We start from the raw sequence: 24,836 nt of genomic DNA on the forward strand, positions 1-24,836 counted from the left end.
GGAAGTTAAGCTCTCTAGCGCCGATGGTAGTTGGGACCTTGTCCCTGTGAGAGTAGGACGTCGCCAAGCAACTAAACACGAGTCAAATGACTCGTGTTTTTTCGTGTTTTCTTTTATAATCCATAGTAATTAAAAAAATGTGCTTAAATAATTACTATTTTGATTAAATGCAGGGGAATGTGGCTAGGATAGTGAATAAGCAAAAGAGTTGCAAATTTTATTAATACGTATATAATTAAAGTCAAAGATAGTCAAAGTCAATAAAGGTGGCGGATAAATGAGAAATATATCTGATATCATTGAGCAATATCTAAAGCAAGTTATTGACTTAAGTAATAATAATGTGATTGAAATCAAAAGAAATGAGATTGCGGATCGATTCGAGTGCGTACCATCTCAAATCAATTATGTAATCAATACCCGTTTTACATTAGAAAGAGGATTTGTAGTAGAAAGTAAACGTGGTGGAGGAGGTTACATTCGCATTATAAAAGTCAAACTGCATGATGATATAGACATTATTGATCAAATGCTTCATATGATTGATCATAGCGTTGCACAAGGGAATGCAGAGAGTATGATTATACGTTTATTAGAAGAGGGAATCATAACAGGCCGTGAAGCAAAACTAATGTTAAGTGTACTAGATCGTTCTGTATTATCAATGGATATTCCTTCTCGAGATGAACTTAGGGCTCGAATATTATGCGCAATGTTAAGAACACTGAAATATAAATAAATACAGCTTTTGTAAAAGAATGATAATTAAGATAGGGCAGTTAAATATTGTAGAAGTTTTGAAAAAGAGCATGTACTTTTATCTAAATGGATTAAGGAAAGAGGACAATCTAGTAATGTATGAAAAGTATCATGAGGTAGATCGTTCCTGTTGTAAAGGTGGGGATATTGATGACTTGTCAAAACTGTAATATAAGACCAGCAACTTTACATTATACAAAAGTAATCAACGAGAAGAAGGCGGAAGTTCATCTTTGTGAGCAATGTGCGGAGCAAAGTGGCTATACGCCTTTCTTTCAATCATCACAGTCTAACTTTTCATTTCATGATGTATTTGCTGGTTTATTACACGGTGAATCAACAATGTTTGGAGAAGGAAAAAACGGGTTTTCAAATACAAATACAGTAAGATGTCCAGGTTGTAAGATGACATATGAACATTTTACAAAGGTGGGACGCTTTGGTTGTGCTTCTTGTTACGATACATTTAAAGGACACTTAAACCCATTGTTAAAGCGACTTCATGGTGGACATACAGAACATTGTGGAAAAATTCCGGAACGAATGGAAGGAAATATCCACTTAAAGAAAGAATTAGATGAACTAAAACTTATTCTGAAACAATATGTACAGAATGAGGAGTTTGAGAAAGCTGCTGAGGTAAGAGATGAAATTCGAGGGCTTGAAACTCAGCTTAGTGAGCATAGAGAGGGGGAGTAGTTCTATGTCACTGGACAAAATTATGAATGAAGCGATTAGTCCATGGATGAAGGGGGATGGCCCTGATTCTGATATTGTTTTAAGTAGTCGAATTCGTTTGGCTCGTAATTTTAAGCAATATCAATTTTCTACTATGCAAAACGAAGAGGAAGCTCAAAAGGTTCAAGAATTATTTAAAAAGAAATTTATAAATAAAGCGGTAGAGCCCTTTGGGAAGTTTGGACTATTAAAAATGAATGAATTAACGCCTCTTCAAAGGAGAGTTTTAGTCGAAAAGCATTTAATTAGTCCAAATCTAGCAGGGACTGAATATGGAGCATGTCTGTTATCAGAAAGCGAACACATTAGTGTGATGCTTAATGAGGAAGACCACATTAGGATTCAGTGCCTATTTCCAGGACTACAGTTATCAAAGGCGCTTCAAAGCGCCAATCAAATAGATAATTGGATTGAGAAAGAGGTTGAATATGCTTTTGATGAATCACTTGGATATATTACGAGTTGTCCTACTAACGTTGGTACAGGATTAAGAGCTTCTGTAATGATTCATTTACCAGGGCTGGTTTTAACAAAAAGAATTAGCCGTATTATACAAGTAATTCAAAAATTAGGTTTAGTAGTAAGAGGAATATACGGTGAAGGTAGCGAAGCGTTAGGTAATATATTTCAAGTATCAAATCAAATGACGCTAGGGAAATCCGAAGAAGATATTATTGCAGATTTAAAGAGTGTCATGCAGCAAATTATACAACAAGAAAAATTGGCCAGAGAATTAATTGTACAAAATTCGAGTATTGAGCTTGAAGATAAGGTTTATCGTTCTTACGGTATACTAGCAAATAGTCGTTTAATTCAATCTGCAGAAGCGGCAACTTGCTTATCGGATGTACGACTTGGTATTGATCTAGGATATATAAAAGGTATATCGAGAAATATTTTGACTGAGCTAATGGTTCTTACGCAACCAGGTATTTTACAACAATACGCAGGAGGACCTTTAGGACCAGAAGAAAGAGATTATCGAAGAGCAACCTTAATCCGTGAGCGATTACGTATTGAAAAAAACTAAGCGCAAGTAGGAGGCGATTTCTATGATGTTTGGAAGATTTACAGAAAGAGCACAGAAAGTATTAGCTTTATCTCAAGAGGAAGCAATTCGCATTGGGCATAATAATATTGGAACAGAACATATTTTACTTGGGCTTGTACGCGAAGGTGAAGGAATTGCAGCAAAAGCGTTAATTGCTCTTGGATTGAGCCCGGAGAAAGTGCAAAAAGAGGTAGAAGCGTTAATTGGACGTGGAACAGAAGCTTCTCAAACTGTACATTATACACCTCGTGCTAAAAAAGTTATTGAATTGTCTATGGATGAAGCGCGTAAGCTAGGACATTCTTACGTTGGAACAGAACATATTTTACTTGGCTTAATCCGTGAAGGTGAAGGTGTAGCGGCACGTGTTTTAAATAATTTAGGCGTCAGCCTTAACAAAGCAAGACAACAAGTGTTACAACTTCTTGGAAGTAACGAGGCAAGTTCAGGTCACCAAGGTGGTTCATCGACAAATGCCAATACACCGACACTAGACAGTTTAGCGCGCGACTTAACAGTTGTTGCACGTGAGAATCGTTTGGATCCTGTTATTGGACGTAGTAAAGAAATTCAACGTGTAATTGAAGTGTTAAGCCGTAGAACAAAAAACAATCCAGTGTTAATTGGAGAGCCTGGTGTAGGTAAAACAGCAATTGCTGAAGGGTTAGCACAGCAAATCGTAAATAATGAAGTTCCTGAAACGTTAAGAGATAAGCGTGTTATGACACTAGATATGGGAACAGTGGTAGCTGGGACGAAATATCGTGGTGAGTTTGAAGATCGTTTAAAGAAAGTAATGGATGAAATACGTCAAGCAGGGAATATTATTCTATTTATTGATGAACTTCATACATTAATCGGTGCAGGTGGAGCAGAAGGTGCAATCGATGCATCAAATATTTTAAAACCATCTTTAGCACGCGGAGAATTACAATGTATTGGTGCGACAACTTTAGATGAGTATCGTAAATATATTGAAAAGGATGCAGCTTTAGAGAGACGTTTCCAGCCAATTCATGTTGATGAGCCGAGTCTAGAAGAATCAACTCAAATCTTGAAAGGTTTACGCGATCGTTATGAGGCCCATCACCGTGTGTCTATTACAGATGATGCAATTGATGCAGCTGTGAAACTTTCTGATCGTTATATTACGGATCGTTTCTTACCAGATAAAGCAATTGATTTAATTGATGAAGCTGCTTCAAAGGTTCGCTTACGTTCTTATACAACACCACCAAACTTAAAAGAGCTTGAAGTGAATCTTGAGGAAATTCGAAAAGAAAAAGATGCGGCTGTACAAAGTCAAGAGTTTGAAAAGGCTGCTTCCTTACGTGATATGGAACAACGCTTACGTGAGAAATTGGAAGATACAAAGCGTCAGTGGAAAGAACAACAAGGAAAAGAAAATTCAGAGGTTACGGTAGAAGATATTGCAAATGTCGTTTCTACATGGACACGTATCCCTGTTTCTAAACTTGCACAAACAGAGACTGATAAATTATTAAACTTAGAATCCATTCTTCATGATCGTGTCATCGGCCAGGATGAAGCGGTAGTGGCTGTAGCGAAAGCTGTTCGTCGTGCAAGAGCAGGACTGAAAGATCCGAAACGTCCAATTGGTTCATTTATTTTCTTAGGACCAACAGGTGTAGGTAAAACAGAATTAGCAAGAGCATTGGCAGAATCTATGTTCGGTGATGAGGATGCAATGATTCGCATTGATATGTCTGAGTATATGGAGAAACATTCAACTTCTCGCTTAGTTGGTTCTCCTCCAGGATATGTTGGGTATGAAGAAGGCGGACAATTAACAGAGAAGGTTCGTCGTAAGCCGTATTCAGTTGTCCTATTAGATGAAGTAGAGAAGGCGCATCCTGATGTATTTAATATTTTACTACAGGTATTGGAAGATGGTCGTTTAACTGATTCTAAAGGACGTACAGTTGACTTCCGTAATACGATTGTTATTATGACGTCTAACGTTGGTGCTGAGGCGTTAAAACGTAACAAACATCTTGGATTTAACGTACAAGATGAAAGCCGTGATTATTCGGATATGAAAGGTAAAGTAATGGATGAGCTGAAAAAGGCATTTCGTCCAGAATTCTTAAACCGTATTGATGAAATTATCGTATTCCATATGCTTGAGAAAAAACATATTCAAGAAATTGTGACTCTTATGGTAAATCAGTTAGTGAATCGCTTAAAAGAACAAGAAATTGAATTGCAATTAACAGAAGGGGCGATTGCAGCTATTGCTGATAAAGGGTTTGATCGTGAATATGGTGCTCGTCCACTACGTAGAGCAATTCAGAAGCATGTAGAAGATAGACTATCGGAAGAACTTTTAAAAGGTGCTATTGAGAAAGGACAAAAAGTTATCTTTGATGTAGAAGGGGAAACATTTGTCATTCATAGTGCTGAAAAGGTAAAATAAGTATAGACAAACTAAGAGGGCTACGAGATAGCCCTCTTTCTTGTACGAGAAGGTCAAATGTTTATAGATGAAAGCGAAGTGAAATATAAAAAGATATGGCTAAAAAGAAAACAAAATTCACATGTCAAGAGTGTGGTTATCAATCACCAAAATATATGGGTAAATGTCCAGGGTGTGGTCAATGGAATTCGCTTGTTGAAGAGATGGAACCCGTTGTATCATCCAGACGCCTAAATTATGCAAATGCAATTCAAACAGAAGTAACAAAACCAAGACGTCTTACAGAAGTAGAAACAAAGTCTGAGGCACGTATTGAAACAAAATTTCAGGAGTTTAACCGTGTACTAGGTGGCGGAATTGTAGATGGATCTTTAGTACTTATTGGTGGGGACCCTGGGATTGGAAAATCAACGTTATTATTACAGATTTCCTCGCAATTAGCAGATGCTTCATATGATGTATTGTATATATCAGGTGAGGAGTCAGCAAAGCAGATTAAACTTCGTGCAGATCGTTTACATGTAAATGGTAGTAATCTATTTGTTGTATCAGAGACAGATTTACAGCGTATTGCAGCACATATTGAAGAGATGAATCCTGCTTTTGTTGTTATTGATTCTATTCAAACGATACATTTACCTGAGGTGACATCAGCTCCTGGTAGCGTGGCGCAAGTACGTGAATGTACAGCAGAATTAATGAAACTTGCAAAAACAAAGGGAATCCCAATTTTCATCGTAGGACATGTGACAAAAGAAGGTGCAATTGCGGGGCCGCGTATGTTAGAACATATGGTCGATGCAGTTCTTTACTTTGAAGGAGATCGACACCATACATATCGTATTTTACGAGCTGTAAAGAATCGTTTTGGTTCTACGAATGAAATGGGTATCTTTGAAATGAAAGAACTTGGCCTTGCAGAAGTCTTAAATCCTTCTGAAATTTTCCTTGAGGAAAGACCAGTTGGAGTTGCAGGTTCAACAGTAGTTGCCTCAATGGAAGGAACAAGACCAGTTTTAGTAGAAATACAGGCATTAATTTCCCCTACTAGTTTTGGAAATCCTCGAAGAATGGCGACAGGAATTGATCATAATCGTGTCTCGCTTATTATGGCGGTACTAGAGAAAAGAACAGGTTTACTATTACAAAATCAAGATGCGTATTTAAAAGTAGCTGGTGGTTTGAAATTAGATGAACCGGCAATTGATTTAGCTGTTGCCTTAAGTATAGCTTCAAGTTTTAGAGATAAATCTACGGCACCAACTGATGCGGTAATAGGAGAAGTTGGATTAACTGGAGAAATAAGAAGAGTATCAAGAATCGAACAACGTGTACAAGAAGCAGCTAAATTAGGATTTCAACGTGCTATCATTCCTAGAAAAAATTTAGGGGGGTGGACAATTCCAGAGGGGATTGAGGTTGTAGGTGTTTCTAATTTAGGAGAAGCGCTTCGTTTGACATTAGGAGGCTAGGCTATGGAAGAAAATAAGCAACGTGTCAAAAGTATAATTAATATTTTACAGCTCGTGGCCCCGGGAACACCACTGCGCGAAGGGATAGATAATGTACTTCGTGCACAAACAGGGGGACTAATTGTTCTTGGGTATAATGAGCAGATTAAAAGCATTGTTGATGGTGGTTTTCATATTAATTGCGCATTCTCTCCTGCTAGTTTATATGAATTAGCAAAAATGGATGGAGCACTTATTTTAAATGAAACTGGAAGTAAAATTTTAATTGCAAACGCACAGTTAGTTCCGGATTCATCTATTGATTCTATTGAAACAGGTATGCGTCACCGAACAGCAGAGCGTGTAGCAAAGCAGACGGGCAGCCTTGTTGTGGCCATTTCACAAAGACGTAATGTAATTACGCTATATCAAGGGAACTTACGTTATACACTAAAAGATATAGGTGTCATTTTAACGAAGGCAAATCAAGCAATTCAAACGCTAGAAAAATATAAGGCTGTATGGAATGACGGCATTACGAATTTGGGTATTCTAGAATTTGAAGAGGTCGTTACAATGTCCGAGGTGGTTCACGTTTTACATAGTGTTGAAATGGTGCTGCGTATAAAAAATGAAATATTGAGCTATATTCATGAGCTAGGAACAGAAGGTAGGTTAATTCGTTTACAGCTTACAGAATTACTAGCTGATTTAGAGGCAGAGGCAGCATTGTTAATTAAAGATTATCACCAGGAGAAAACACAAGACCATCATCAAATCTTGAAAAAGTTACAAGATCTTGCAAATACACAACTTTTAGAGGATAGTGATTTAGTTAAATTACTTGGGTATCCAGGACAAACAAGTTTAGAAGAAAGTGTGACACCTAGAGGGTACCGAATCACAAGCAAGATTTCTCGTGTTCCGCCACTTATTATCGAGAATTTAATTAATCGATTTAAAACATTGCAAGGTGTTTGCCGAGCAACTATTAATGAATTGGATGATGTGGAAGGAATTGGAGAAGTGAGAGCGAAGAAAATACGAGAAGGTCTAAAAAGAATTCAAGAGCATCTCTATATGAGTAGACACAATTAAGAATATTACATTGATTCTATAATATAACGACACTAGAACATTTTTGGTATATGATATGATATATTGGTAAATAAAACTATTTACAAAAAAACACGTCCGCTTTTGCATTCGGCGTTTTGATTAGCGAAACAATGGTTAATAATGAGTAGGAGGTGGTTGGATGTTAAAACGGATTGTACAGCTCTTCTTTTTAGTGATCGGGGGAGCGTTAGGGATTTACTTAATCCCAAAAATTATTAATGTATTAGATATCGGTGCGGTTCCTTTGTTGGAAGGATCGTATGTTCGTGCAATTATTGGTGCAATTATTTTATTTTTAACAACATTTTGGCTTGTAGATTATATTGTTCAACTTATTAAGCATATTGAAGAGGCTCTTGTAAAGGCGCCTGTAGCAGATGTTTTATTTGGTACATTAGGATTAATCTCTGGTCTTATTGTTGCATATTTAATTTTGATACCAATTCGTGAATTTACAATTCCAGTTATTAGTACGGTGTTGCAAGTGTTCTTCACCCTTTTACTTGGATATTTAGGATTCCAAGTAGGGTTTAAAAAGAGGAATGAATTGCTAGGATTATTTACATTACCCCAACGCGGAGGTAAGAAGAAAAACAATAGTGAGAATGAAGAGGTAGAGGTCGAAGCAGAAAAATCTACGACTCATTGGAAAATTCTTGATACGAGTGTAATTATTGACGGACGTATTGCAGATATTTGCCAAACAAAGTTTTTAGAAGGAACAATTGTCATTCCGCAATTCGTATTAGAAGAGCTTCAGCATATTGCCGATTCTTCAGATGCTTTAAAGCGTAATCGTGGCCGCAGAGGGCTAGACATTTTAAATCGTATTCAAAAGGAGATGCCAATTCCGGTAGAAATTTATGAAGGCGATTTCGATGATATCCAAGAAGTAGATAGCAAGCTTGTAAAGTTGGCAAAAATCACTGGTGGAACTGTAGTAACAAACGATTTCAATTTAAACAAAGTTTCTGAATTACAAGGGGTTACGGTGTTAAACATTAATGATTTAGCTAATGCGATTAAACCAGTCGTACTCCCTGGTGAAGAATTAAGTGTTTATGTTGTGAAAGATGGTAAAGAACAGAATCAAGGTGTTGCATACTTAGATGATGGTACGATGATTGTAGTAGAAGATGGTAGAGAGTATGTGGGTTCACAACTTGATGTACTTGTTACTAGCGTATTACAAACATCGGCTGGTCGTATGATTTTCGCAAAACGTAAATTGCTAGAAAAAGCATTATAAGTAGAGGATTATTAATATGTATACATTAATTATTCCGGCAGCGGGCCAAGGGAAACGAATGGGTGCTGGTAAAAATAAGTTATTTTTACTTATAGATGAAGTACCAATTATTGTGCACACATTGCGTGCTTTTGAAAAAGATAAAGCGTGCAAAAGTATTATTATGGCAATTAACGAAGAAGAACGCCCGTATTTTGAAGAGTTGATGCAGAAGTACCAGATTGAAAAGCAGGTACAATTTATTCAGGGTGGAGCCGAAAGACAAGATAGCGTATATAACGCACTTCAGTATGCGAGTGGTGTCGAATATGTTCTTGTTCATGACGGGGCGCGCCCGTTCGTAACGAATAAAGTGATTCGCGATGTATTAACTGCAGCAGAAAAATATGGAGCTTCCATTTGTGCAGTGCCAGTAAAAGATACTGTTAAGAAAGTAGAGCAGGGTGTTGTTGTAGAAACGGTAGAGCGGTCTCAACTTAACGCTGTACAAACACCACAAGGATTCTCTGTTTCTCTTTTGCTAGAAGCTCATAGAAGCGCAAAGCAAAGTTGTTTTCTTGGCACAGATGATGCAAGTCTCGTAGAACGCGTTGGGAAGCAAGTTGGTGTAGTGGAGGGGAGTTACTATAATATTAAAGTGACGACTCCGGAAGATCTACTAATTGCTGAAAGTTTCCTTCGTGTTCAGAAGAAATAACGTTGATGATGTGTTAATAAAGAAAAGCTCGGCAACAGCCGGGCTTTTCTTTATAAGGATAGCGATATAATATAGAGTCATAAAGCTCAGTAGTTTAGCTTAAGGAGGAAGTAAGGATGTTTCGAATTGGACAAGGTTTTGATGTACATGAATTTGCGGAAGGGCGTCCGTTGATTATCGGTGGAATTACAATTCCACACGAGAAAGGATTAATTGGTCATTCAGATGCAGATGTATTGTTACATACGATTGCTGATGCATGTTTAGGTGCGATTGCAGCAGGAGATATCGGAAAGCATTTTCCTGATACAGACCCAGCTTTTAAAGATGCAGATTCAGCTGTATTGTTACAAAAAGTTTGGGAATTTGTGCGTGAACAAGGTTACGAGTTAGGAAATTTAGATTGTACAATTATTGCTCAAAAACCAAAAATGGCACCACATATTGAGAGCATGCGTAAGCGCATTAGTGAACTGTTAGAAACGTCTATCAATAACATTAATGTAAAGGCAACAACAACAGAAAAATTAGGATTTACAGGTAGAGAAGAAGGGATTGCTTCTCAAGCGGTTGTTTTATTACAGAAAAAATAATGGTTTTTAATTCGTAAGATGGATAATCACATTTTTTTGGTGTACAATTATAGAATGTGTTGACATTAAGAATGGAAGGTGTACCAATTATGGAAAAGCAAGTGAGAGTGCGCTACGCGCCAAGTCCAACAGGACACTTACATATCGGAAATGCGCGTACGGCATTATTTAATTATTTATTTGCTCGTCATTTAGATGGCAAATTTATTATTCGTATTGAAGATACTGATGTAAAACGTAACGTGGCTGGTGGAGAAGAAAGCCAATTAAAATACTTGAAATGGCTCGGTATGGACTGGGATGAAGGTGTTGATGTTGGTGGTGAATTTGGACCATATCGCCAAACAGAGCGTTTAGATATTTATAAAAAATTATATGAAGATTTATTAGAGCGTGGTCTAGCTTATAAATGTTATATGACAGAAGAAGAGCTAGAAGCAGAGCGTGAAGGACAAATCGCTCGCGGTGAAACACCTCGTTACGCAGGTAACCACCGTGAATTAACTGAAGAACAAGTGAAAGAATTTGAAGCTGAGGGACGTATTCCAAGTATTCGTTTCCGTGTACCAGCTGATCGTGACTACACATTCAAAGATATTGTAAAAGATGAAGTTGCGTTCCATTCAAATGATTTCGGTGATTTTGTTATTGTGAAAAAAGATGGAATTCCAACTTATAACTTTGCAGTAGCAGTAGATGATCATCTAATGGAAATTACACATGTACTTCGTGGTGATGATCATATTTCAAATACACCGAAACAAATGATGATTTATGAAGCTTTCGGCTGGGATATTCCACAATTCGGTCATATGACTCTAATTGTTAATGAAAGTCGTAAAAAGTTAAGTAAGCGTGATGAATCTATTATTCAATTTATTGAGCAATATAAAGAGCTTGGGTATCTTCCAGAAGCAATCTTTAACTTTATTGCACTACTAGGTTGGTCTCCGGTAGGAGAAGAAGAAATCTTCTCTAAAGATGAGTTTATCAAAATGTTCGATGCAGCTCGTTTATCAAAATCACCTGCATTATTTGATTCTCAAAAACTAAAATGGATGAACAACCAGTATATGAAAAAGCAAGATTTAGATACGGTTGTAGAGTTAAGCTTACCGCATTTAGTGAAAGCTGGACGTGTGGGAGAAACTTTAAGCGAACAAGACCAAGCTTGGATTCGTGATGTAATTGCTTTATACCATGAACAAATGAGTTTTGGAGCTGAAATTGTAGAGCTTTCTGAAATGTTCTTTAAAGATCATGTTGATTATGAAGAAGAAGGACAAGAAGTATTAAATGGTGAACAAGTACCTGAAGTACTTCGTGCATTTGCTGGTCAAATAGAAGCTCTAGAAGCAATGGAGCCAGCAGCAATTAAGGCAGCGATTAAAGCAGTTCAAAAGGAAACAGGACATAAAGGTAAAAATTTATTTATGCCAATCCGTGTTGCAACGACAGGACAAACGCATGGTCCAGAGCTTCCGAATGCTATTGCACTTCTTGGAAAAGAAAAAGTTTTAAATCGTCTTCAAAAAGTAATTGGTTAACATTTTCTAGGTTTAGAAATATAATAAGTATACCTAAAACCTAATAAGGAAAAGCGACGAGAAGGAGAAGTAGAAAATCAGGCTTTTTACAGAGAGAACCACCTTTAGGCTGGGAGTGGTTTATAAGCGGATTTTTGAAATGCCCCTTCGAGTCTTCTGCTGAACAGCGAATTGCTTCGTGGGATGTCTTAGGCCGCAAAGTAAGCAGAAGCGGTGTACACCGTTATCATGGATGAGTTTGAGGCTTTTTTAAGCCTAAACAGAGTGGAACCGCGCTTAAAAGGCGTCTCTGTCAATATGACAGAGACGCCTTTTTTTTTATACCGTGTAAATAGGTATGAATATAGAATTTATCTCCTTATATAAAGAATTAGGGGAGAAGTGATGAGTTAGGGGAGTTAGTTCGTTCGACAAAAAAGCAGCCCATAAAGGGGAGGGAACACCGATGTTTAAGAGGCTTCGGGAAGATATTGAAGTCGTTTTTGAACAGGATCCAGCGGCAAGAGGTTATTTCGAAGTCATTTTAACTTACTCTGGATTACATGCAGTTTGGGCCCATCGAATTGCACATGCTTTTTATAAAAGAAATTTTTTCTTTCTTGCACGTTTTGTTTCACAAGTGAGCCGCTTTTTTACTGGCATTGAGATCCATCCAGGAGCAACTATTGGTCGACGCTTTTTTATAGATCATGGAATGGGAGTTGTAATTGGAGAAACTTGTGAAATTGGTGATAATGTAACGATTTATCAAGGGGTTACATTAGGTGGTACAGGAAAAGAAAAAGGGAAGAGGCACCCAACAATTCAGGATAATGTATTAATTGCGACGGGTGCTAAAGTTCTTGGATCTATTACTGTGGGAGAGAATTCTAAAATCGGAGCAGGGTCTGTCGTATTAAAAGAAGTTCCTGCACATTCTACAGTTGTAGGTATACCTGGCCGTGTCGTTATTCAAAATGGAGTAAAGATTGGTCAAGAATTAAATCACTCTGACCTTCCAGATCCGATTTTTGATAAATTAAAGGCTATGGAAGTAGAACTTGATAAATTGAAGAAACAATTGGAATTAAAGGTAGAAAGGAAGGATAAAAATGACTATTCACATTTATAATACGTTAACACGTCAAAAAGAAGAGTTTGTTCCATTAGAAGAAAATAAGGTAAAGATGTATGTATGCGGACCTACAGTTTATAACTACATTCATATTGGGAATGCAAGACCTCCTATGGTATTCGATACAGTGCGTCGTTATTTAGAATACAAAGGATACGATGTGCAATATGTATCTAACTTTACGGACGTAGATGATAAATTAATTAAAGCGGCAAATGAATTAGGTGAAGATGTACCAACGATTGCTGATCGTTTTGTTGAAGCGTACTTTGAAGATGTAACAGCACTAGGTTGCAAACACGCAACAGTTCATCCTCGTGTAACAGAAAATATGGATATCATTATTGAATTTATTCAAGAACTTGTGAATAAAGGGTATGCATATGAATCAGAGGGTGATGTGTACTTTAAGACGAAGGAATTCGAAGGTTACGGTAAATTATCACATCAACCAATCGCAGATTTACGTCACGGTGCTCGTATTGAGGTAGGGGAAAAGAAACAAGACCCTCTTGATTTTGCTTTATGGAAAGCTGCGAAAGAAGGAGAAATCTTCTGGGAAAGCCCTTGGGGGCAAGGACGTCCAGGATGGCATATTGAATGCTCAGCAATGGCGCGTAAGTACTTAGGGGATACAATTGACATTCATGCTGGTGGGCAAGACTTGGCGTTCCCGCATCATGAAAATGAAATTGCGCAGTCAGAGGCATTGACTGGAAAAACGTTTGCACGTTACTGGATGCATAATGGATATATTAATATTAACAATGAGAAGATGTCTAAATCGCTGGGTAACTTTATTTTAGTTCACGATATTATTAAGCAATACGACCCGCAGTTAATTAGATTCTTTATGTTATCAGTACACTATCGTCACCCGATTAACTTTAGTGAAGAGTTATTACAAAGTACGAATAATGGACTGGAAAGAATTAAAACAGCTTATGGAAACTTAAAGCATCGTATGGAGAGTAGTACGGATTTAACGGACCATAATGAGAAATGGTTAGCTGAAATAGAGAAATTCCAGACTGCATTTGAAGAGGCAATGAATGATGACTTTAACACTGCAAATGCAATTACCGAATTATACAACGTAGCAAATCATGCAAATCAATATTTACTTGAAGAACATACATCTAAAGTTGTGATTGAAGCATACGTAAAACAACTGGAAACGTTATTTGATATTTTAGGATTAGAATTATCAAAAGAAGAATTACTGGATGAAGAAATTGAAGAGCTTATCCAAAAGCGCATTGAAGCTCGTAAAAATCGCGATTTCGCATTGTCTGATCAAATTCGTGACGATTTAAAAGAACGTAATATTATTTTAGAAGATACCGCTCAAGGTACAAGATGGAAAAGAGGATAAGGATGATTGATGCAAAGCAATTAAACAGCTTGGCGTTAGCGTATATGGGTGATGCGGTATATGAACAATATATCCGCTATCACCTCCTTCAAAAAGGAAAAGTTCGCCCTAATCAATTACATCGCTTAGGGACGAGCTTTGTTTCAGCAAAAGCACAGGCGAAAGTTGTTTATCATTTATTAGAGACGGCATTTTTGACAGAGGAAGAAGAGGCGGTATTAAGAAGAGGGCGTAATGCAAATTCAGGTACAGTTCCGAAAAATACGGATGTACAAACATATCGACATAGTACAGCCTTTGAAGCACTAATTGGTTATCATCATTTATTAAATAATCGTGAAAGATTAGACGAAATTGTATATAAGGCAATTGCAGTTTTAGAAGAAAAGGAAGGGGGCACATCATCATGACTAGTGAATATATTATCGGACGTAACCCTGTAATTGAAGCGTTAAGATCAGGGAGAGATATTAATAAAATTTGGATCGCAGAAGGTGCTGCCAAAGGACAAGTACAAATTGTACTAGCGTTAGCGAAAGAAAATAAGATTATTTTACAACATGCACCAAAGAAAAAGTTAGATCAATTAGTTGAGGGTAATCATCAAGGTGTAATTGCTCAAGTAGCTGCATATCAGTATGCAGAGTTAGAAGATTTATTCAAAGTGGCAGAAAAACGTAATGAAGATCCGTTCTTCTTGATTTTAGATGAGATTGAAGATCCGCATAACCTAGGTTCTATTATGCGTACTGCTGATGCAACAGGAGCTCATGGAATTATTATTCCGAAGAGAAGAGCTGTGGGACTTACCGCATCAGTTGCGAAAGCATCAACAGGAGCGATTGAATACATTCCTGTTGCGCGCGTAACAAACTTATCTCGTACAATTGATGAATTAAAAGAGCGTGGACTTTGGATTGCTGGTACAGATGCCAAAGGGAAAACGGATTACCGTAATTTAGATGGTACAATGCCGATTGGATTAGTAATTGGTAGTGAAGGAAAAGGTATGAGTCGTATTATTGGTGAAAAGTGTGATTTCTTAATCACTCTACCGATGGTTGGTAAAGTTACATCCTTAAATGCTTCAGTAGCCGCAAGTTTGTTAATGTATGAGGTATATCGTAAACGTCACGAAATTGGTAAATAAAAAATGAACGATATTTTAATCGTTGACGGCTACAACATTATCGGAGCTTGGGGAGATTTGAAGAAACTGCGGGATGTAGATTTACAATCATCAAGAGATGCGCTTATTGATAAGATGGCGGATTATCAAGGTTATACAGGCACAAAAGTGATGATAGTCTTTGATGCCTATACAGTCCATGGTATTGAAAAAAAGATGAAACAATCTCGTGTAGAAGTAATATTCACACGAAAGAATCAAACTGCAGACGAAAAGATAGAGCAACTTGCGATAGAGCTTAGAAATATAAATACACAAATATATGTTGCGACTTCTGATTATACAGAACAATGGGTTATATTTGCGCAAGGTGCCCTTCGAAAATCTGCGCGTGAATTAGAGTTGGAAGTACAAGCGATGGAACAACAAGTAAGAAGGCGTACAAAAGACGCGAAAGAACAGCAGCCCGCCATGCGAAAGATATTTAGTAAGGATATTACAGAAAAATTAGAAAAATTAAGAAGAGGAGAGCGTTGAAGCATTGACGCTCTTTATCTTTTTACTGTATAATATTGCTAAATAAATAGCGGTCGGAGGGATCAAGGTGGAAGCAGGCTTCGTAAGTATAGGCGACGTTACATTTCGTGATTTAGAGGATGAGGCAATCGTTGAGTTAGTTCGAAAAGGTAATACTGACGCTCTAGAATATTTAATTCACAAGTATAAGAACTTTGTTCGTGCGAAATCAAGATCTTACTTTTTAGTGGGTGCCGATCGAGAAGACATTGTTCAAGAAGGTATGATAGGGTTGTTTAAAGCAATTCGTGATTATAAAGAGGACAAGCTGTCTTCATTCAAAGCATTTGCTGAACTATGTATCACTCGACAAATTATTACCGCTATTAAAACGGCAACAAGACAAAAACATATTCCTTTAAATTCGTATGTGTCTTTAGATAAGCCGATTTACGATGAGGAATCTGATCGAACGTTATTGGATGTTATTTCTGAAGCGAAGGTGACTGATCCTGAAGAGATGATCATTAGCCAGGAAGAATATACAGACATAGAATCAAAAATATCTGAATTATTAAGCGATTTAGAAAGAAAAGTGCTTTCTTTATATTTAGATGGTCGTTCTTATCAAGAGATTTCAGAACAGTTAAACAGGCATGTGAAATCTATTGATAACGCTTTACAAAGAGTAAAGAGGAAATTGGAACGATATATGGAAATGAGAGAAAGTACAACTTTAAATTCATAAGAAGTAACAAGTGCTGCAGGTGTAAAATAAATTACCTGTTTTCTTTTGTAGAGAGTACAAAATGCATGTCATTGACATTGTCTTTTATTGTATGATACATTTTTAGGGACATAATGTTACAAGGTTGGTGTAACTAATGAGGAAAAAAGTTGTACTCTCATGTGAAGAGTGTAAAAATCGAAACTACTCTACTATGAAAGATACGAGCTCAATAGAGCGACTTGAAATAAAAAAGTTTTGTAAAACATGCAATCAGCATACAGTTCACAAGGAAACAAAATAAATAATTGAAATAATACACTGGAGGTCCCGCAGATGCGTTTAACGAACTTTTTCGGCGATGTAGGTCGCGAAATGAAAAAAGTAAGTTGGCCTAAAAAAGATGAATTACTCCGCTCAACAGCGACTGTTGTTGCTACAGTTGTGTTCTTTGCGATTTTCTTCGCAGTAGTTGATATGGGCATTTCTTCTTTAATTCGGTTAATTCTTGGTTAATTCTTGAATAAGAAGCACTTATCCATGATATAATGTTATTTATAAGAACTGTGTAAAAGCCCGGTGAACGGGTTTTTTCATTTGCGCAAAAAAATGTACGTCAGGGAGGGAAGGACGCTCGTCCTAAATGAATGGAAAAAAGTTGGTATGTTGTCCATACTTATTCTGGATATGAAAATAAAGTAAAAGCAAACCTAGAGAAACGTGTAGAATCAATGGGTATGCAAGATAAAATTTTCCGTGTTGTTGTCCCGGAAGAAGTAGAAGTAGAAATGAAAAACGGAAAAGAAAAATTAATGAAAAGAAAAGTGTTCCCAGGTTATGTATTAGTAGAATTAATCATGACTGATGACTCTTGGTATGTTGTACGTAACACGCCGGGTGTAACTGGGTTCGTTGGTTCTTCTGGTTCTGGATCTAAACCATCACCTCTATTAGAAGAGGAAGTTGTTACCATTATGAAACATATGGGAATGGACAACGAAGTGGTTGATTTCGACTTTGAACTTCATGAGACAGTACGTGTAAATGAGGGGCCATTCGCAGATTATACAGGTGCTATTGAAGAAATTGATGTGGAGAAGAAAAAGGTTAGCGTGCTTGTGGATATGTTTGGTCGCGAGACTCCAGTTGAACTTGACTTCCATCAAATTGAAAAATTATAAAATGAAACTTGAAATGAATTGTAAAAAGTGATAATATCTTTTAAGTCAGTACGTCTTCGTTATCGGAGACGTTTTTTGAAAGATTTTATCCTTACAGATAAAATATGACGTGGGAGGGCAAATCACTGTCCAATTGACCACATCACGGACTTAAGGAGGTGTGTCTCGTGGCTAAAAAGGTAATTAAAATGGTAAAGCTTCAAATTCCTGCAGGTAAAGCTAACCCAGCTCCACCAGTTGGTCCAGCATTAGGACAAGCAGGTGTTAACATCATGGGCTTCTGTAAAGAGTTTAACGCTCGTACAGCAGATCAAGCTGGTCTTATCATCCCTGTTGAAATTACGGTATTTGAGGACCGTTCATTCACTTTCATTACTAAAACTCCTCCTGCTGCTGTTCTTCTTAAGAAAGTAGCTGGTATTGAGTCTGGTTCTGGTGAACCAAACCGTAATAAAGTGGCAACTGTTAAGCGTGATAAAGTACGCGAAATCGCTGAAACTAAAATGCCTGACCTAAACGCTGCTAGCGTAGAAGCTGCAATGCGTATGGTTGAAGGTACTGCACGCAGTATGGGCATCGTTATCGAAGACTAATTCGATTTGTTTTTAAAAAAGGTTGCGGGTCTGGAATTCCAATTCGCAACCTTTATTATCGTAAATGATTATCGTTTTTAAATAAATGGATGGCGCTCATCCTCAGGTTATACCTGAAAACAGGCGTAAACGTGGGAGGTTATTCCGCTAAAACCACATTCGAGGAGGAAATAAAAATGGCTAAAAGAGGTAAAAAGTACGTAGAAGCTGCAAAGCTTGTTGATCGTGCAGCTGCTTACTCTGCAACAGAAGCAGTAGAATTAGTAAAGAAAACAAACACAGCTAAATTTGATGCAACTGTAGAAGCTGCATTCCGTTTAGGTGTTGACCCTAAGAAAGCTGACCAACAAATCCGTGGTGCAGTTGTTCTTCCACACGGTACTGGTAAAGTACAACGTGTATTAGTATTTGCTAAAGGTGAAAAAGCTAAAGAAGCTGAAGCTGCTGGAGCTGACTTCGTAGGCGATACTGATTACATCGGTAAAATCCAACAAGGTTGGTTCGATTTCGATGTAGTAGTAGCAACTCCTGACATGATGGGTGAAGTTGGTAAACTTGGTCGCGTATTAGGACCTAAAGGTTTAATGCCAAACCCTAAAACTGGAACAGTTACTTTCGATGTAACTAAAGCTGTTAACGAAATCAAAGCTGGTAAAGTTGAATACCGCGTTGATAAAGCTGGTAACATCCACGTTCCAATCGGTAAAGTATCTTTCGAAGATGCTAAATTAGTAGAAAACTTCAAAACAATTGCTGACACTTTACAAAAAGTTAAGCCAGCTGCTGCAAAAGGTACTTACATGAAGAACGTAACAGTTGCTTCTACAATGGGACCTGGCGTACGTGTAGACGTTTCTACATTAGCGTAAATTTTGGAAGTTGACTTCATAAAGAAGTTTTAATATAATCATTTATGTTGTGAATTTAATTAGTGTACCGTAGACAGTAGGTGTCAATAGACTTAATTTCCTACCTAGGTGTTAATATACGAAGCGGAATCTTTTTTCTGTGACTATATGCCTCCATGTCTACAAGTTGGGCATGGAGGTTTTTAGTGCACTTTCGGTACATCTTCTATATAATCTACAGGAGGTGTAATAACATGAGCAAAGTAATCGAAACTAAACAACAAGTTGTAACTGAAATCGCGGACAAACTTCGCGCTAGTAAATCTACAATCGTTGTTGACTACCGTGGTTTAACAGTTTCTGAAGCAACAGAATTACGTAAGCAATTACGTGAAGCTGGCGTTGAGTTCAAAGTTTACAAAAACTCTCTAACTCGTCGTGCTGCAGAATCTGCTGAAATGGCTGAGTTAAATGAATTCTTAACAGGACCAAACGCAATCGCGTTCAGTAACGAGGATGTAGTTGCTCCTGCGAAAGTATTAAACGACTTCGCTAAAGATCATGAAGCTTTAGAAATTAAAGCGGGCGTAATCGAAGGTAAACTTGTAACACTTGATGAGGTTAAAGCAATCGCTACTCTTCCATCACGTGAAGGCTTACTTTCTATGCTTCTTAGCGTTCTTCAAGCTCCAATCCGTAACCTTGCACTTGCTACTAAAGCAGTTGCAGACCAAAAGGAAGAGCAAGGCGCTTAATTTTTTAAAAGATAATTACGTATTATCGATAAAACAATACAAACCTATTTAAGGGAGGATATTTACAATGACTAAAGAACAAATCATTGAAGCAGTTAAATCTATGACTGTATTAGAACTTAACGACTTAGTAAAAGCTATCGAGGAAGAATTCGGCGTAACTGCTGCTGCTCCTGTAGCTGTTGCTGGTGGCGCTGGAGAAGCTGCTGCTGAGAAAACTGAATTTGATGTGGAACTAACTAGCGCTGGTGCACAAAAAATCAAAGTTATCAAAGTTGTTCGTGAAATCACTGGTCTTGGCTTAAAAGAAGCTAAAGAATTAGTTGACAACACTCCAAAAGTAATCAAAGAAGCTGCTGCTAAAGAAGAAGCTGAAGAAATCAAAGCTAAACTTGAAGAAGTTGGCGCTGCTGTAGAAGTTAAGTAATTAACTTTTGATGCTTTAAAAAAAGCTCGCTCTCATGCGAGCTTTTTTTTTAACTGTAAAGAAAAGAGGTGGCCATATGGCAGACCATTATTTTTCTAACGACCCTTCTAGTAAAAGTGATCGTAAGCGATGGGAGTTTGCCCTTCGTGGATCTCGATTCACTTTCTTATCTGACCATGGGGTGTTCTCGAAAAACGAAGTGGACTTTGGTTCCCGTCTTTTAATTGAAGCGTTTCAAATGCCAGATATTAAAGGTGATATATTAGACGTAGGTTGCGGATACGGTCCTATTGGTTTGTCGTTAGCGAAAGAGTTTCAAGGTCGTGAAGTTCACATGGTGGATGTGAACGAGAGGGCACTTGGGCTTGCGAAAGAAAACGCCGCTAATAACAAAATCGAGAATATACGTATTTTTCAAAGTAGCGTCTATGAAAATGTAGATGGTAAGTATGCTGCTATTCTATCTAACCCTCCAATTCGTGCGGGTAAAGATATCGTACATGAGATTTTAGAAAAAGCTGTGGAGTATTTAGTTCCAGATGGAGAGCTTTGGATTGTTATTCAAAAGAAACAAGGTGCACCGTCTGCGCTAAAAAAACTAGAAGAAGTATTTTCTGAAGTTGAGGTTGTAGAAAAGAAAAAAGGATATTATATCATAAAATCAAAAAAACGTTGACGGTTATTTTTGGCTATGTTAACATTATACAATGCCAATATATGATTTTCTGCGTTGAGAAAGATGTATATTTTTGTTTCTCTTGGAAAAGATAGTAAAATCAGCAGATTATGAAACAGAATGATGGTTTTCTTATAGAAGCCATTTTTCTTTTTTGAGCAGGTAGAAAGACTCAACGTATTTATCTTTAAGAGAAAGAGACTACGCTAATAGCAGTAGTTGTATTTATTTGTGATTTTGCACAAATTTTTTTGTGCATTTATAATACTCATGATTTGAGGGGTGAAGCAGTTGACAGGTCAACTAGTTCAATACGGACGCCACCGCCAACGAAGAAGTTATGCCCGTATTAGTGAAGTATTAGAGTTACCAAATCTTATCGAAATTCAAACCTCTTCTTATCAGTGGTTTCTTGATGAGGGTTTGCGAGAAATGTTCCAAGACATTTCTCCGATTGAAGACTTTACGGGAAATCTATCGCTTGAATTTATCGACTACAGCTTAGGTGAACCTAAATACTCTGTAGACGAATGCAAAGAGCGTGATGTGACGTATGCAGCACCACTTCGTGTAAAAGTGCGTCTAATCAACAAGGAAACTGGTGAAGTAAAAGAACAAGATGTGTTCATGGGAGATTTCCCACTCATGACAGAGACTGGAACATTCGTAATTAACGGTGCAGAACGTGTTATCGTTTCCCAGTTAGTTCGCTCTCCAAGCGTATACTATAGTGGCAAAGTGGATAAAAACGGAAAACGTGGTTTTACTGCTACTGTAATTCCAAACCGCGGAGCTTGGTTAGAGTATGAGACAGATGCTAAGGATGTTGTATATGTGCGTATTGACCGTACGCGTAAACTTCCTGTAACTGTTTTGTTACGCGCATTAGGGTTTGGCTCTGATCAAGAAATCACCGAGCTTTTAGGTGATAACGAATACTTAAGCAACACATTAGAAAAAGACAACACAGATAGCACAGAAAAAGCATTGCTTGAAATTTATGAGCGTCTACGTCCTGGTGAACCACCAACAGTAGAAAATGCTAAGAGCTTACTTGTGTCTCGTTTCTTCGATCCAAAGCGCTACGATTTAGCAAATGTAGGTCGCTATAAGATCAACAAGAAGTTACACATTAAAAACAGATTGTTTAATCAACGTTTAGCTGAAACATTAGTGGATCCAGAAACTGGTGAAATTTTAGCGGCAGAAGGAACAATCTTAGATCGTCGTACACTTGATCGCATTTTACCTTACTTAGAGAAAAACATTGGATTCAAAACAGCGAAACCAATGGGTGGAGTGGTAGAAGGCGATGTTGAGCTGCAATCTATTAAGATTTATGCTCCTGAGTCGGAAGGCGAACGCGTAATTAATGTAATTGGTAATGCAAACATTACTCGTGATGTGAAACACATCACACCAGGTGATATCCTTGCTTCTATCAGTTACTTCTTCAACCTACTATACAAAGTAGGGGATACAGATGATATTGACCATTTAGGAAACCGTCGTCTGCGTTCTGTTGGAGAACTATTACAAAATCAATTCCGTATCGGTCTTTCTCGTATGGAACGTGTTGTTCGTGAGAGAATGTCGATCCAAGATACAAATGCGATTACACCACAGGCACTAATTAATATTCGTCCTGTTATTGCATCTATTAAAGAGTTCTTCGGAAGTTCTCAGTTATCTCAGTTTATGGACCAAACAAACCCATTAGCAGAGTTAACTCACAAACGAAGACTATCTGCATTAGGACCTGGTGGTTTAACGCGTGAGCGCGCAGGCTTTGAAGTGCGTGACGTTCATTACTCTCACTACGGTCGTATGTGTCCGATTGAAACACCAGAGGGACCAAACATCGGTTTGATTAACTCATTATCTTCGTTCGCGAAAGTAAATGAGTTTGGTTTCATTGAAACACCATACCGTCGTGTTGACCCAGAAACTGGTCTTGTAACAGGGCATGTTGATTACTTAACAGCAGATGAAGAAGATAATTATGTTGTAGCCCAAGCGAATATGAAATTATCTGACGAAGGTGAATTCCTAAGTGAAGATATCGTAGCTCGTTTCCGTGGTGAAAACATTGTCACAAATAGAGAACGCATCGACTACATGGATGTATCTCCAAAACAAGTAGTGTCGGCAGCGACAGCTTGTATTCCGTTCTTAGAAAACGATGACTCTAACCGCGCACTTATGGGAGCGAACATGCAACGTCAGGCGGTTCCGTTAATGAATCCGGAATCTCCGATTGTAGGTACAGGTATGGAGTACGTATCAGCAAAAGACTCAGGTGCTGCAGTAATCTGTAAACATCCTGGTGTTGTTGAGCGCGTAGAAGCACGTGAAGTTTGGGTACGTCGCTATGTAGAAGTTGACGGTCAAACAGTAAAAGGCGACTTAGATCGCTACAAAATGCAAAAATTCATTCGTTCTAACCAAGGAACTTGTTACAACCAACGTCCAATCGTAAGTGTTGGAAATGAAGTTGTAAAAGGTGAAATCCTTGCGGATGGTCCTTCTATGGAATTAGGTGAACTAGCACTTGGACGTAACGTGCTTGTTGGCTTCATGACTTGGGACGGTTATAACTACGAGGATGCGATCATCATGAGTGAGCGCCTTGTAAAAGATGATGTGTACACTTCTATTCATATTGAAGAATATGAATCAGAAGCTCGTGATACGAAGCTTGGACCAGAAGAAATTACACGTGACATTCCAAACGTTGGGGAAGACGCATTACGTAACCTTGACGAGCGCGGTATCATTCGCGTTGGTGCTGAAGTAAAAGATGGAGATTTACTTGTTGGTAAAGTAACACCTAAAGGTGTAACAGAATTAACAGCTGAAGAACGTCTATTACATGCTATCTTTGGAGAAAAAGCGCGTGAAGTACGTGATACATCACTACGTGTACCACACGGTGGTGGCGGTATTATCTTAGACGTAAAAGTATTCAACCGTGAAGATGGCGATGAATTGCCACCAGGCGTGAATCAACTTGTACGTGCATATATCGTTCAAAAACGTAAAATTTCTGAAGGTGACAAGATGGCCGGACGTCACGGTAACAAAGGTGTTATTTCTCGTATTTTACCAGAAGAAGATATGCCTTACTTACCAGACGGTACGCCAATCGATATCATGTTAAACCCATTAGGGGTACCATCTCGTATGAATATCGGTCAGGTATTAGAGCTTCATCTTGGTATGGCAGCAAGATACCTTGGCATTCACATTGCAACACCAGTATTCGATGGTGCTCGTGAGGAAGATGTTTGGGGCACAATTGAAGAAGCTGGTATGGCAAATGACGCGAAAACAATCCTGTATGACGGACGTACTGGTGAACCATTCGATAACCGCGTATCTGTTGGTGTCATGTATATGATCAAACTTGCGCACATGGTTGACGATAAACTTCATGCTCGTTCTACTGGACCATACTCACTTGTAACGCAGCAACCTCTTGGAGGTAAAGCTCAGTTCGGTGGACAGCGTTTCGGTGAGATGGAGGTTTGGGCACTTGAAGCTTACGGTGCTGCTTATACTCTTCAAGAAATCTTAACAGTGAAGTCTGATGATGTTGTTGGACGTGTTAAGACTTATGAAGCAATTGTTAAAGGCGAAAATGTTCCAGAACCAGGCGTTCCTGAATCATTCAAAGTATTGATTAAAGAGCTGCAAAGTTTAGGTATGGACGTTAAAATGATGTCTAGCGACGATACAGAAATTGAAATGCGTGATACAGAAGATGACGATGATCATCAATCAGCAGATAAATTGAATGTCGAAGTTGAGACAACTAAGGAATAATTGGGATAACCTGTAGACTAAAAGGGAGG

25 protein-coding genes and 2 other annotated features are annotated in these 24,836 nt (G+C 38.0%); all 25 genes read left to right on the forward strand.

Annotated elements, in window-relative coordinates:
• Positions 1-277: 277 nt before the first annotated feature.
• A complete protein-coding gene (ctsR, locus tag QO049_RS24465; RefSeq protein ID WP_001244565.1) occupies positions 278-739 on the forward strand; it encodes a transcriptional regulator CtsR in 462 nt (153 codons plus the stop codon).
• Positions 740-909: 170 nt separating this feature from the next.
• On the forward strand, positions 910-1,458 hold the full coding sequence (gene mcsA, locus QO049_RS24470; RefSeq protein ID WP_097814229.1) for a protein-arginine kinase activator protein McsA: 549 nt from the start codon (positions 910-912) through the stop codon (positions 1,456-1,458).
• Between the two features lie 4 nt (positions 1,459-1,462).
• Positions 1,463-2,527, forward strand: a complete 1,065-nt coding sequence (gene mcsB, locus QO049_RS24475) for a protein-arginine kinase McsB (RefSeq protein ID WP_000050842.1) — start codon at positions 1,463-1,465, stop codon at positions 2,525-2,527.
• 22 nt (positions 2,528-2,549) lie between these two features.
• Complete coding sequence (gene clpC / locus QO049_RS24480; RefSeq protein WP_000971187.1) at positions 2,550-4,985, forward strand: ATP-dependent protease ATP-binding subunit ClpC; 2,436 nt, start codon at positions 2,550-2,552, stop codon at positions 4,983-4,985.
• Positions 4,986-5,080: 95 nt separating this feature from the next.
• Positions 5,081-6,457, forward strand: a complete 1,377-nt coding sequence (gene radA, locus QO049_RS24485) for a DNA repair protein RadA (RefSeq protein ID WP_001085202.1) — start codon at positions 5,081-5,083, stop codon at positions 6,455-6,457.
• Positions 6,458-6,460: 3 nt separating this feature from the next.
• Positions 6,461-7,534: a DNA integrity scanning diadenylate cyclase DisA gene (gene disA, locus QO049_RS24490; RefSeq protein ID WP_000392158.1), complete on the forward strand. Its 1,074-nt coding sequence runs from the start codon at positions 6,461-6,463 to the stop codon at positions 7,532-7,534.
• Positions 7,535-7,694: 160 nt separating this feature from the next.
• The gene (locus QO049_RS24495) at positions 7,695-8,804 is read left to right on the forward strand and encodes a PIN/TRAM domain-containing protein (RefSeq protein WP_000919677.1); all 1,110 of its coding nucleotides are present in this window, start codon (positions 7,695-7,697) and stop codon (positions 8,802-8,804) included.
• A gap of 16 nt (positions 8,805-8,820) precedes the next feature.
• On the forward strand, positions 8,821-9,501 hold the full coding sequence (gene ispD, locus QO049_RS24500; protein WP_000288286.1) for a 2-C-methyl-D-erythritol 4-phosphate cytidylyltransferase: 681 nt from the start codon (positions 8,821-8,823) through the stop codon (positions 9,499-9,501).
• Positions 9,502-9,617: 116 nt separating this feature from the next.
• Positions 9,618-10,094, forward strand: coding sequence for a 2-C-methyl-D-erythritol 2,4-cyclodiphosphate synthase (ispF, locus tag QO049_RS24505; protein ID WP_000488388.1), 477 nt, complete (start codon positions 9,618-9,620; stop codon positions 10,092-10,094).
• A gap of 89 nt (positions 10,095-10,183) precedes the next feature.
• Positions 10,184-11,641: a glutamate--tRNA ligase gene (gene gltX, locus QO049_RS24510; RefSeq protein WP_000415143.1), complete on the forward strand. Its 1,458-nt coding sequence runs from the start codon at positions 10,184-10,186 to the stop codon at positions 11,639-11,641.
• A gap of 47 nt (positions 11,642-11,688) precedes the next feature.
• Positions 11,689-11,935 (forward strand) — a binding site (T-box leader).
• Positions 11,936-12,086: 151 nt separating this feature from the next.
• Positions 12,087-12,752: a serine O-acetyltransferase gene (cysE, locus tag QO049_RS24515; RefSeq protein ID WP_000476497.1), complete on the forward strand. Its 666-nt coding sequence runs from the start codon at positions 12,087-12,089 to the stop codon at positions 12,750-12,752.
• Complete coding sequence (cysS, locus tag QO049_RS24520; protein WP_000152276.1) at positions 12,733-14,130, forward strand: cysteine--tRNA ligase; 1,398 nt, start codon at positions 12,733-12,735, stop codon at positions 14,128-14,130. Before cysE ends, cysS begins: the two co-directional genes overlap by 20 nt.
• Before the next feature lie 2 nt (positions 14,131-14,132).
• Entirely contained in the window at positions 14,133-14,540 is a 408-nt protein-coding gene (locus QO049_RS24525; RefSeq protein ID WP_000564261.1) for a Mini-ribonuclease 3, read from the forward strand.
• Positions 14,537-15,280, forward strand: coding sequence for a 23S rRNA (guanosine(2251)-2'-O)-methyltransferase RlmB (gene rlmB, locus QO049_RS24530; RefSeq protein ID WP_000200237.1), 744 nt, complete (start codon positions 14,537-14,539; stop codon positions 15,278-15,280). Before QO049_RS24525 ends, rlmB begins: the two co-directional genes overlap by 4 nt.
• A 3-nt stretch (positions 15,281-15,283) precedes the next feature.
• A complete protein-coding gene (locus QO049_RS24535; protein ID WP_000997880.1) occupies positions 15,284-15,796 on the forward strand; it encodes an NYN domain-containing protein in 513 nt (170 codons plus the stop codon).
• 67 nt (positions 15,797-15,863) lie between these two features.
• Positions 15,864-16,523: an RNA polymerase factor sigma-70 gene (locus QO049_RS24540; protein WP_000387193.1), complete on the forward strand. Its 660-nt coding sequence runs from the start codon at positions 15,864-15,866 to the stop codon at positions 16,521-16,523.
• 136 nt (positions 16,524-16,659) lie between these two features.
• Complete coding sequence (rpmG, locus tag QO049_RS24545; RefSeq protein ID WP_014481927.1) at positions 16,660-16,806, forward strand: 50S ribosomal protein L33; 147 nt, start codon at positions 16,660-16,662, stop codon at positions 16,804-16,806.
• Positions 16,807-16,838: 32 nt separating this feature from the next.
• The gene (gene secE, locus QO049_RS24550; RefSeq protein WP_001241323.1) at positions 16,839-17,018 is read left to right on the forward strand and encodes a preprotein translocase subunit SecE; all 180 of its coding nucleotides are present in this window, start codon (positions 16,839-16,841) and stop codon (positions 17,016-17,018) included.
• 131 nt (positions 17,019-17,149) lie between these two features.
• The gene (gene nusG / locus QO049_RS24555) at positions 17,150-17,683 is read left to right on the forward strand and encodes a transcription termination/antitermination protein NusG (RefSeq protein ID WP_000415794.1); all 534 of its coding nucleotides are present in this window, start codon (positions 17,150-17,152) and stop codon (positions 17,681-17,683) included.
• A 167-nt stretch (positions 17,684-17,850) separates the two neighbouring features.
• Entirely contained in the window at positions 17,851-18,276 is a 426-nt protein-coding gene (gene rplK / locus QO049_RS24560) for a 50S ribosomal protein L11 (protein ID WP_001085872.1), read from the forward strand.
• A 176-nt stretch (positions 18,277-18,452) separates the two neighbouring features.
• A complete protein-coding gene (rplA, locus tag QO049_RS24565; RefSeq protein ID WP_001987630.1) occupies positions 18,453-19,145 on the forward strand; it encodes a 50S ribosomal protein L1 in 693 nt (230 codons plus the stop codon).
• 49 nt (positions 19,146-19,194) lie between these two features.
• Positions 19,195-19,339, forward strand: a sequence feature (ribosomal protein L10 leader region).
• A 39-nt stretch (positions 19,340-19,378) separates the two neighbouring features.
• The gene (rplJ, locus tag QO049_RS24570; protein WP_000048716.1) at positions 19,379-19,879 is read left to right on the forward strand and encodes a 50S ribosomal protein L10; all 501 of its coding nucleotides are present in this window, start codon (positions 19,379-19,381) and stop codon (positions 19,877-19,879) included.
• A gap of 67 nt (positions 19,880-19,946) precedes the next feature.
• Complete coding sequence (rplL, locus tag QO049_RS24575; protein WP_000159736.1) at positions 19,947-20,306, forward strand: 50S ribosomal protein L7/L12; 360 nt, start codon at positions 19,947-19,949, stop codon at positions 20,304-20,306.
• Between the two features lie 76 nt (positions 20,307-20,382).
• Complete coding sequence (locus tag QO049_RS24580) at positions 20,383-20,982, forward strand: class I SAM-dependent methyltransferase (protein ID WP_000763262.1); 600 nt, start codon at positions 20,383-20,385, stop codon at positions 20,980-20,982.
• Between the two features lie 291 nt (positions 20,983-21,273).
• A complete protein-coding gene (gene rpoB, locus QO049_RS24585; RefSeq protein WP_000147553.1) occupies positions 21,274-24,807 on the forward strand; it encodes a DNA-directed RNA polymerase subunit beta in 3,534 nt (1,177 codons plus the stop codon).
• Positions 24,808-24,836: the final 29 nt, after the last annotated feature.

The organism is Bacillus sp. RB3 (genome assembly GCF_030164735.1).
GTDB lineage: Bacteria > Bacillota > Bacilli > Bacillales > Bacillaceae_G > Bacillus_A > Bacillus_A cereus.

What these genes read in the sequence shown, in the direction of transcription:
- mcsA (WP_097814229.1), top strand. Translation starts at nt 910, where the DNA reads ATGACTTGTCAAAACTGTAATATAAGACCAGCAACTTTACATTATACA.
- ispF (WP_000488388.1), top strand. Translation starts at nt 9,618, where the DNA reads ATGTTTCGAATTGGACAAGGTTTTGATGTACATGAATTTGCGGAAGGG.
- disA (WP_000392158.1), top strand. Translation starts at nt 6,461, where the DNA reads ATGGAAGAAAATAAGCAACGTGTCAAAAGTATAATTAATATTTTACAG.
- cysS (WP_000152276.1), top strand. Translation starts at nt 12,733, where the DNA reads ATGACTATTCACATTTATAATACGTTAACACGTCAAAAAGAAGAGTTT.
- rplJ (WP_000048716.1), top strand. Translation starts at nt 19,379, where the DNA reads ATGAGCAAAGTAATCGAAACTAAACAACAAGTTGTAACTGAAATCGCG.
- radA (WP_001085202.1), top strand. Translation starts at nt 5,081, where the DNA reads ATGGCTAAAAAGAAAACAAAATTCACATGTCAAGAGTGTGGTTATCAA.
- gltX (WP_000415143.1), top strand. Translation starts at nt 10,184, where the DNA reads ATGGAAAAGCAAGTGAGAGTGCGCTACGCGCCAAGTCCAACAGGACAC.
- secE (WP_001241323.1), top strand. Translation starts at nt 16,839, where the DNA reads ATGCGTTTAACGAACTTTTTCGGCGATGTAGGTCGCGAAATGAAAAAA.
- mcsB (WP_000050842.1), top strand. Translation starts at nt 1,463, where the DNA reads ATGTCACTGGACAAAATTATGAATGAAGCGATTAGTCCATGGATGAAG.
- clpC (WP_000971187.1), top strand. Translation starts at nt 2,550, where the DNA reads ATGATGTTTGGAAGATTTACAGAAAGAGCACAGAAAGTATTAGCTTTA.
- rlmB (WP_000200237.1), top strand. Translation starts at nt 14,537, where the DNA reads ATGACTAGTGAATATATTATCGGACGTAACCCTGTAATTGAAGCGTTA.
- QO049_RS24495 (WP_000919677.1), top strand. Translation starts at nt 7,695, where the DNA reads ATGTTAAAACGGATTGTACAGCTCTTCTTTTTAGTGATCGGGGGAGCG.
- ispD (WP_000288286.1), top strand. Translation starts at nt 8,821, where the DNA reads ATGTATACATTAATTATTCCGGCAGCGGGCCAAGGGAAACGAATGGGT.
- QO049_RS24525 (WP_000564261.1), top strand. Translation starts at nt 14,133, where the DNA reads ATGATTGATGCAAAGCAATTAAACAGCTTGGCGTTAGCGTATATGGGT.
- rplA (WP_001987630.1), top strand. Translation starts at nt 18,453, where the DNA reads ATGGCTAAAAGAGGTAAAAAGTACGTAGAAGCTGCAAAGCTTGTTGAT.
- QO049_RS24535 (WP_000997880.1), top strand. Translation starts at nt 15,284, where the DNA reads ATGAACGATATTTTAATCGTTGACGGCTACAACATTATCGGAGCTTGG.
- rplL (WP_000159736.1), top strand. Translation starts at nt 19,947, where the DNA reads ATGACTAAAGAACAAATCATTGAAGCAGTTAAATCTATGACTGTATTA.
- ctsR (WP_001244565.1), top strand. Translation starts at nt 278, where the DNA reads ATGAGAAATATATCTGATATCATTGAGCAATATCTAAAGCAAGTTATT.
- nusG (WP_000415794.1), top strand. Translation starts at nt 17,150, where the DNA reads ATGGAAAAAAGTTGGTATGTTGTCCATACTTATTCTGGATATGAAAAT.
- cysE (WP_000476497.1), top strand. Translation starts at nt 12,087, where the DNA reads ATGTTTAAGAGGCTTCGGGAAGATATTGAAGTCGTTTTTGAACAGGAT.
- rpmG (WP_014481927.1), top strand. Translation starts at nt 16,660, where the DNA reads ATGAGGAAAAAAGTTGTACTCTCATGTGAAGAGTGTAAAAATCGAAAC.
- QO049_RS24580 (WP_000763262.1), top strand. Translation starts at nt 20,383, where the DNA reads ATGGCAGACCATTATTTTTCTAACGACCCTTCTAGTAAAAGTGATCGT.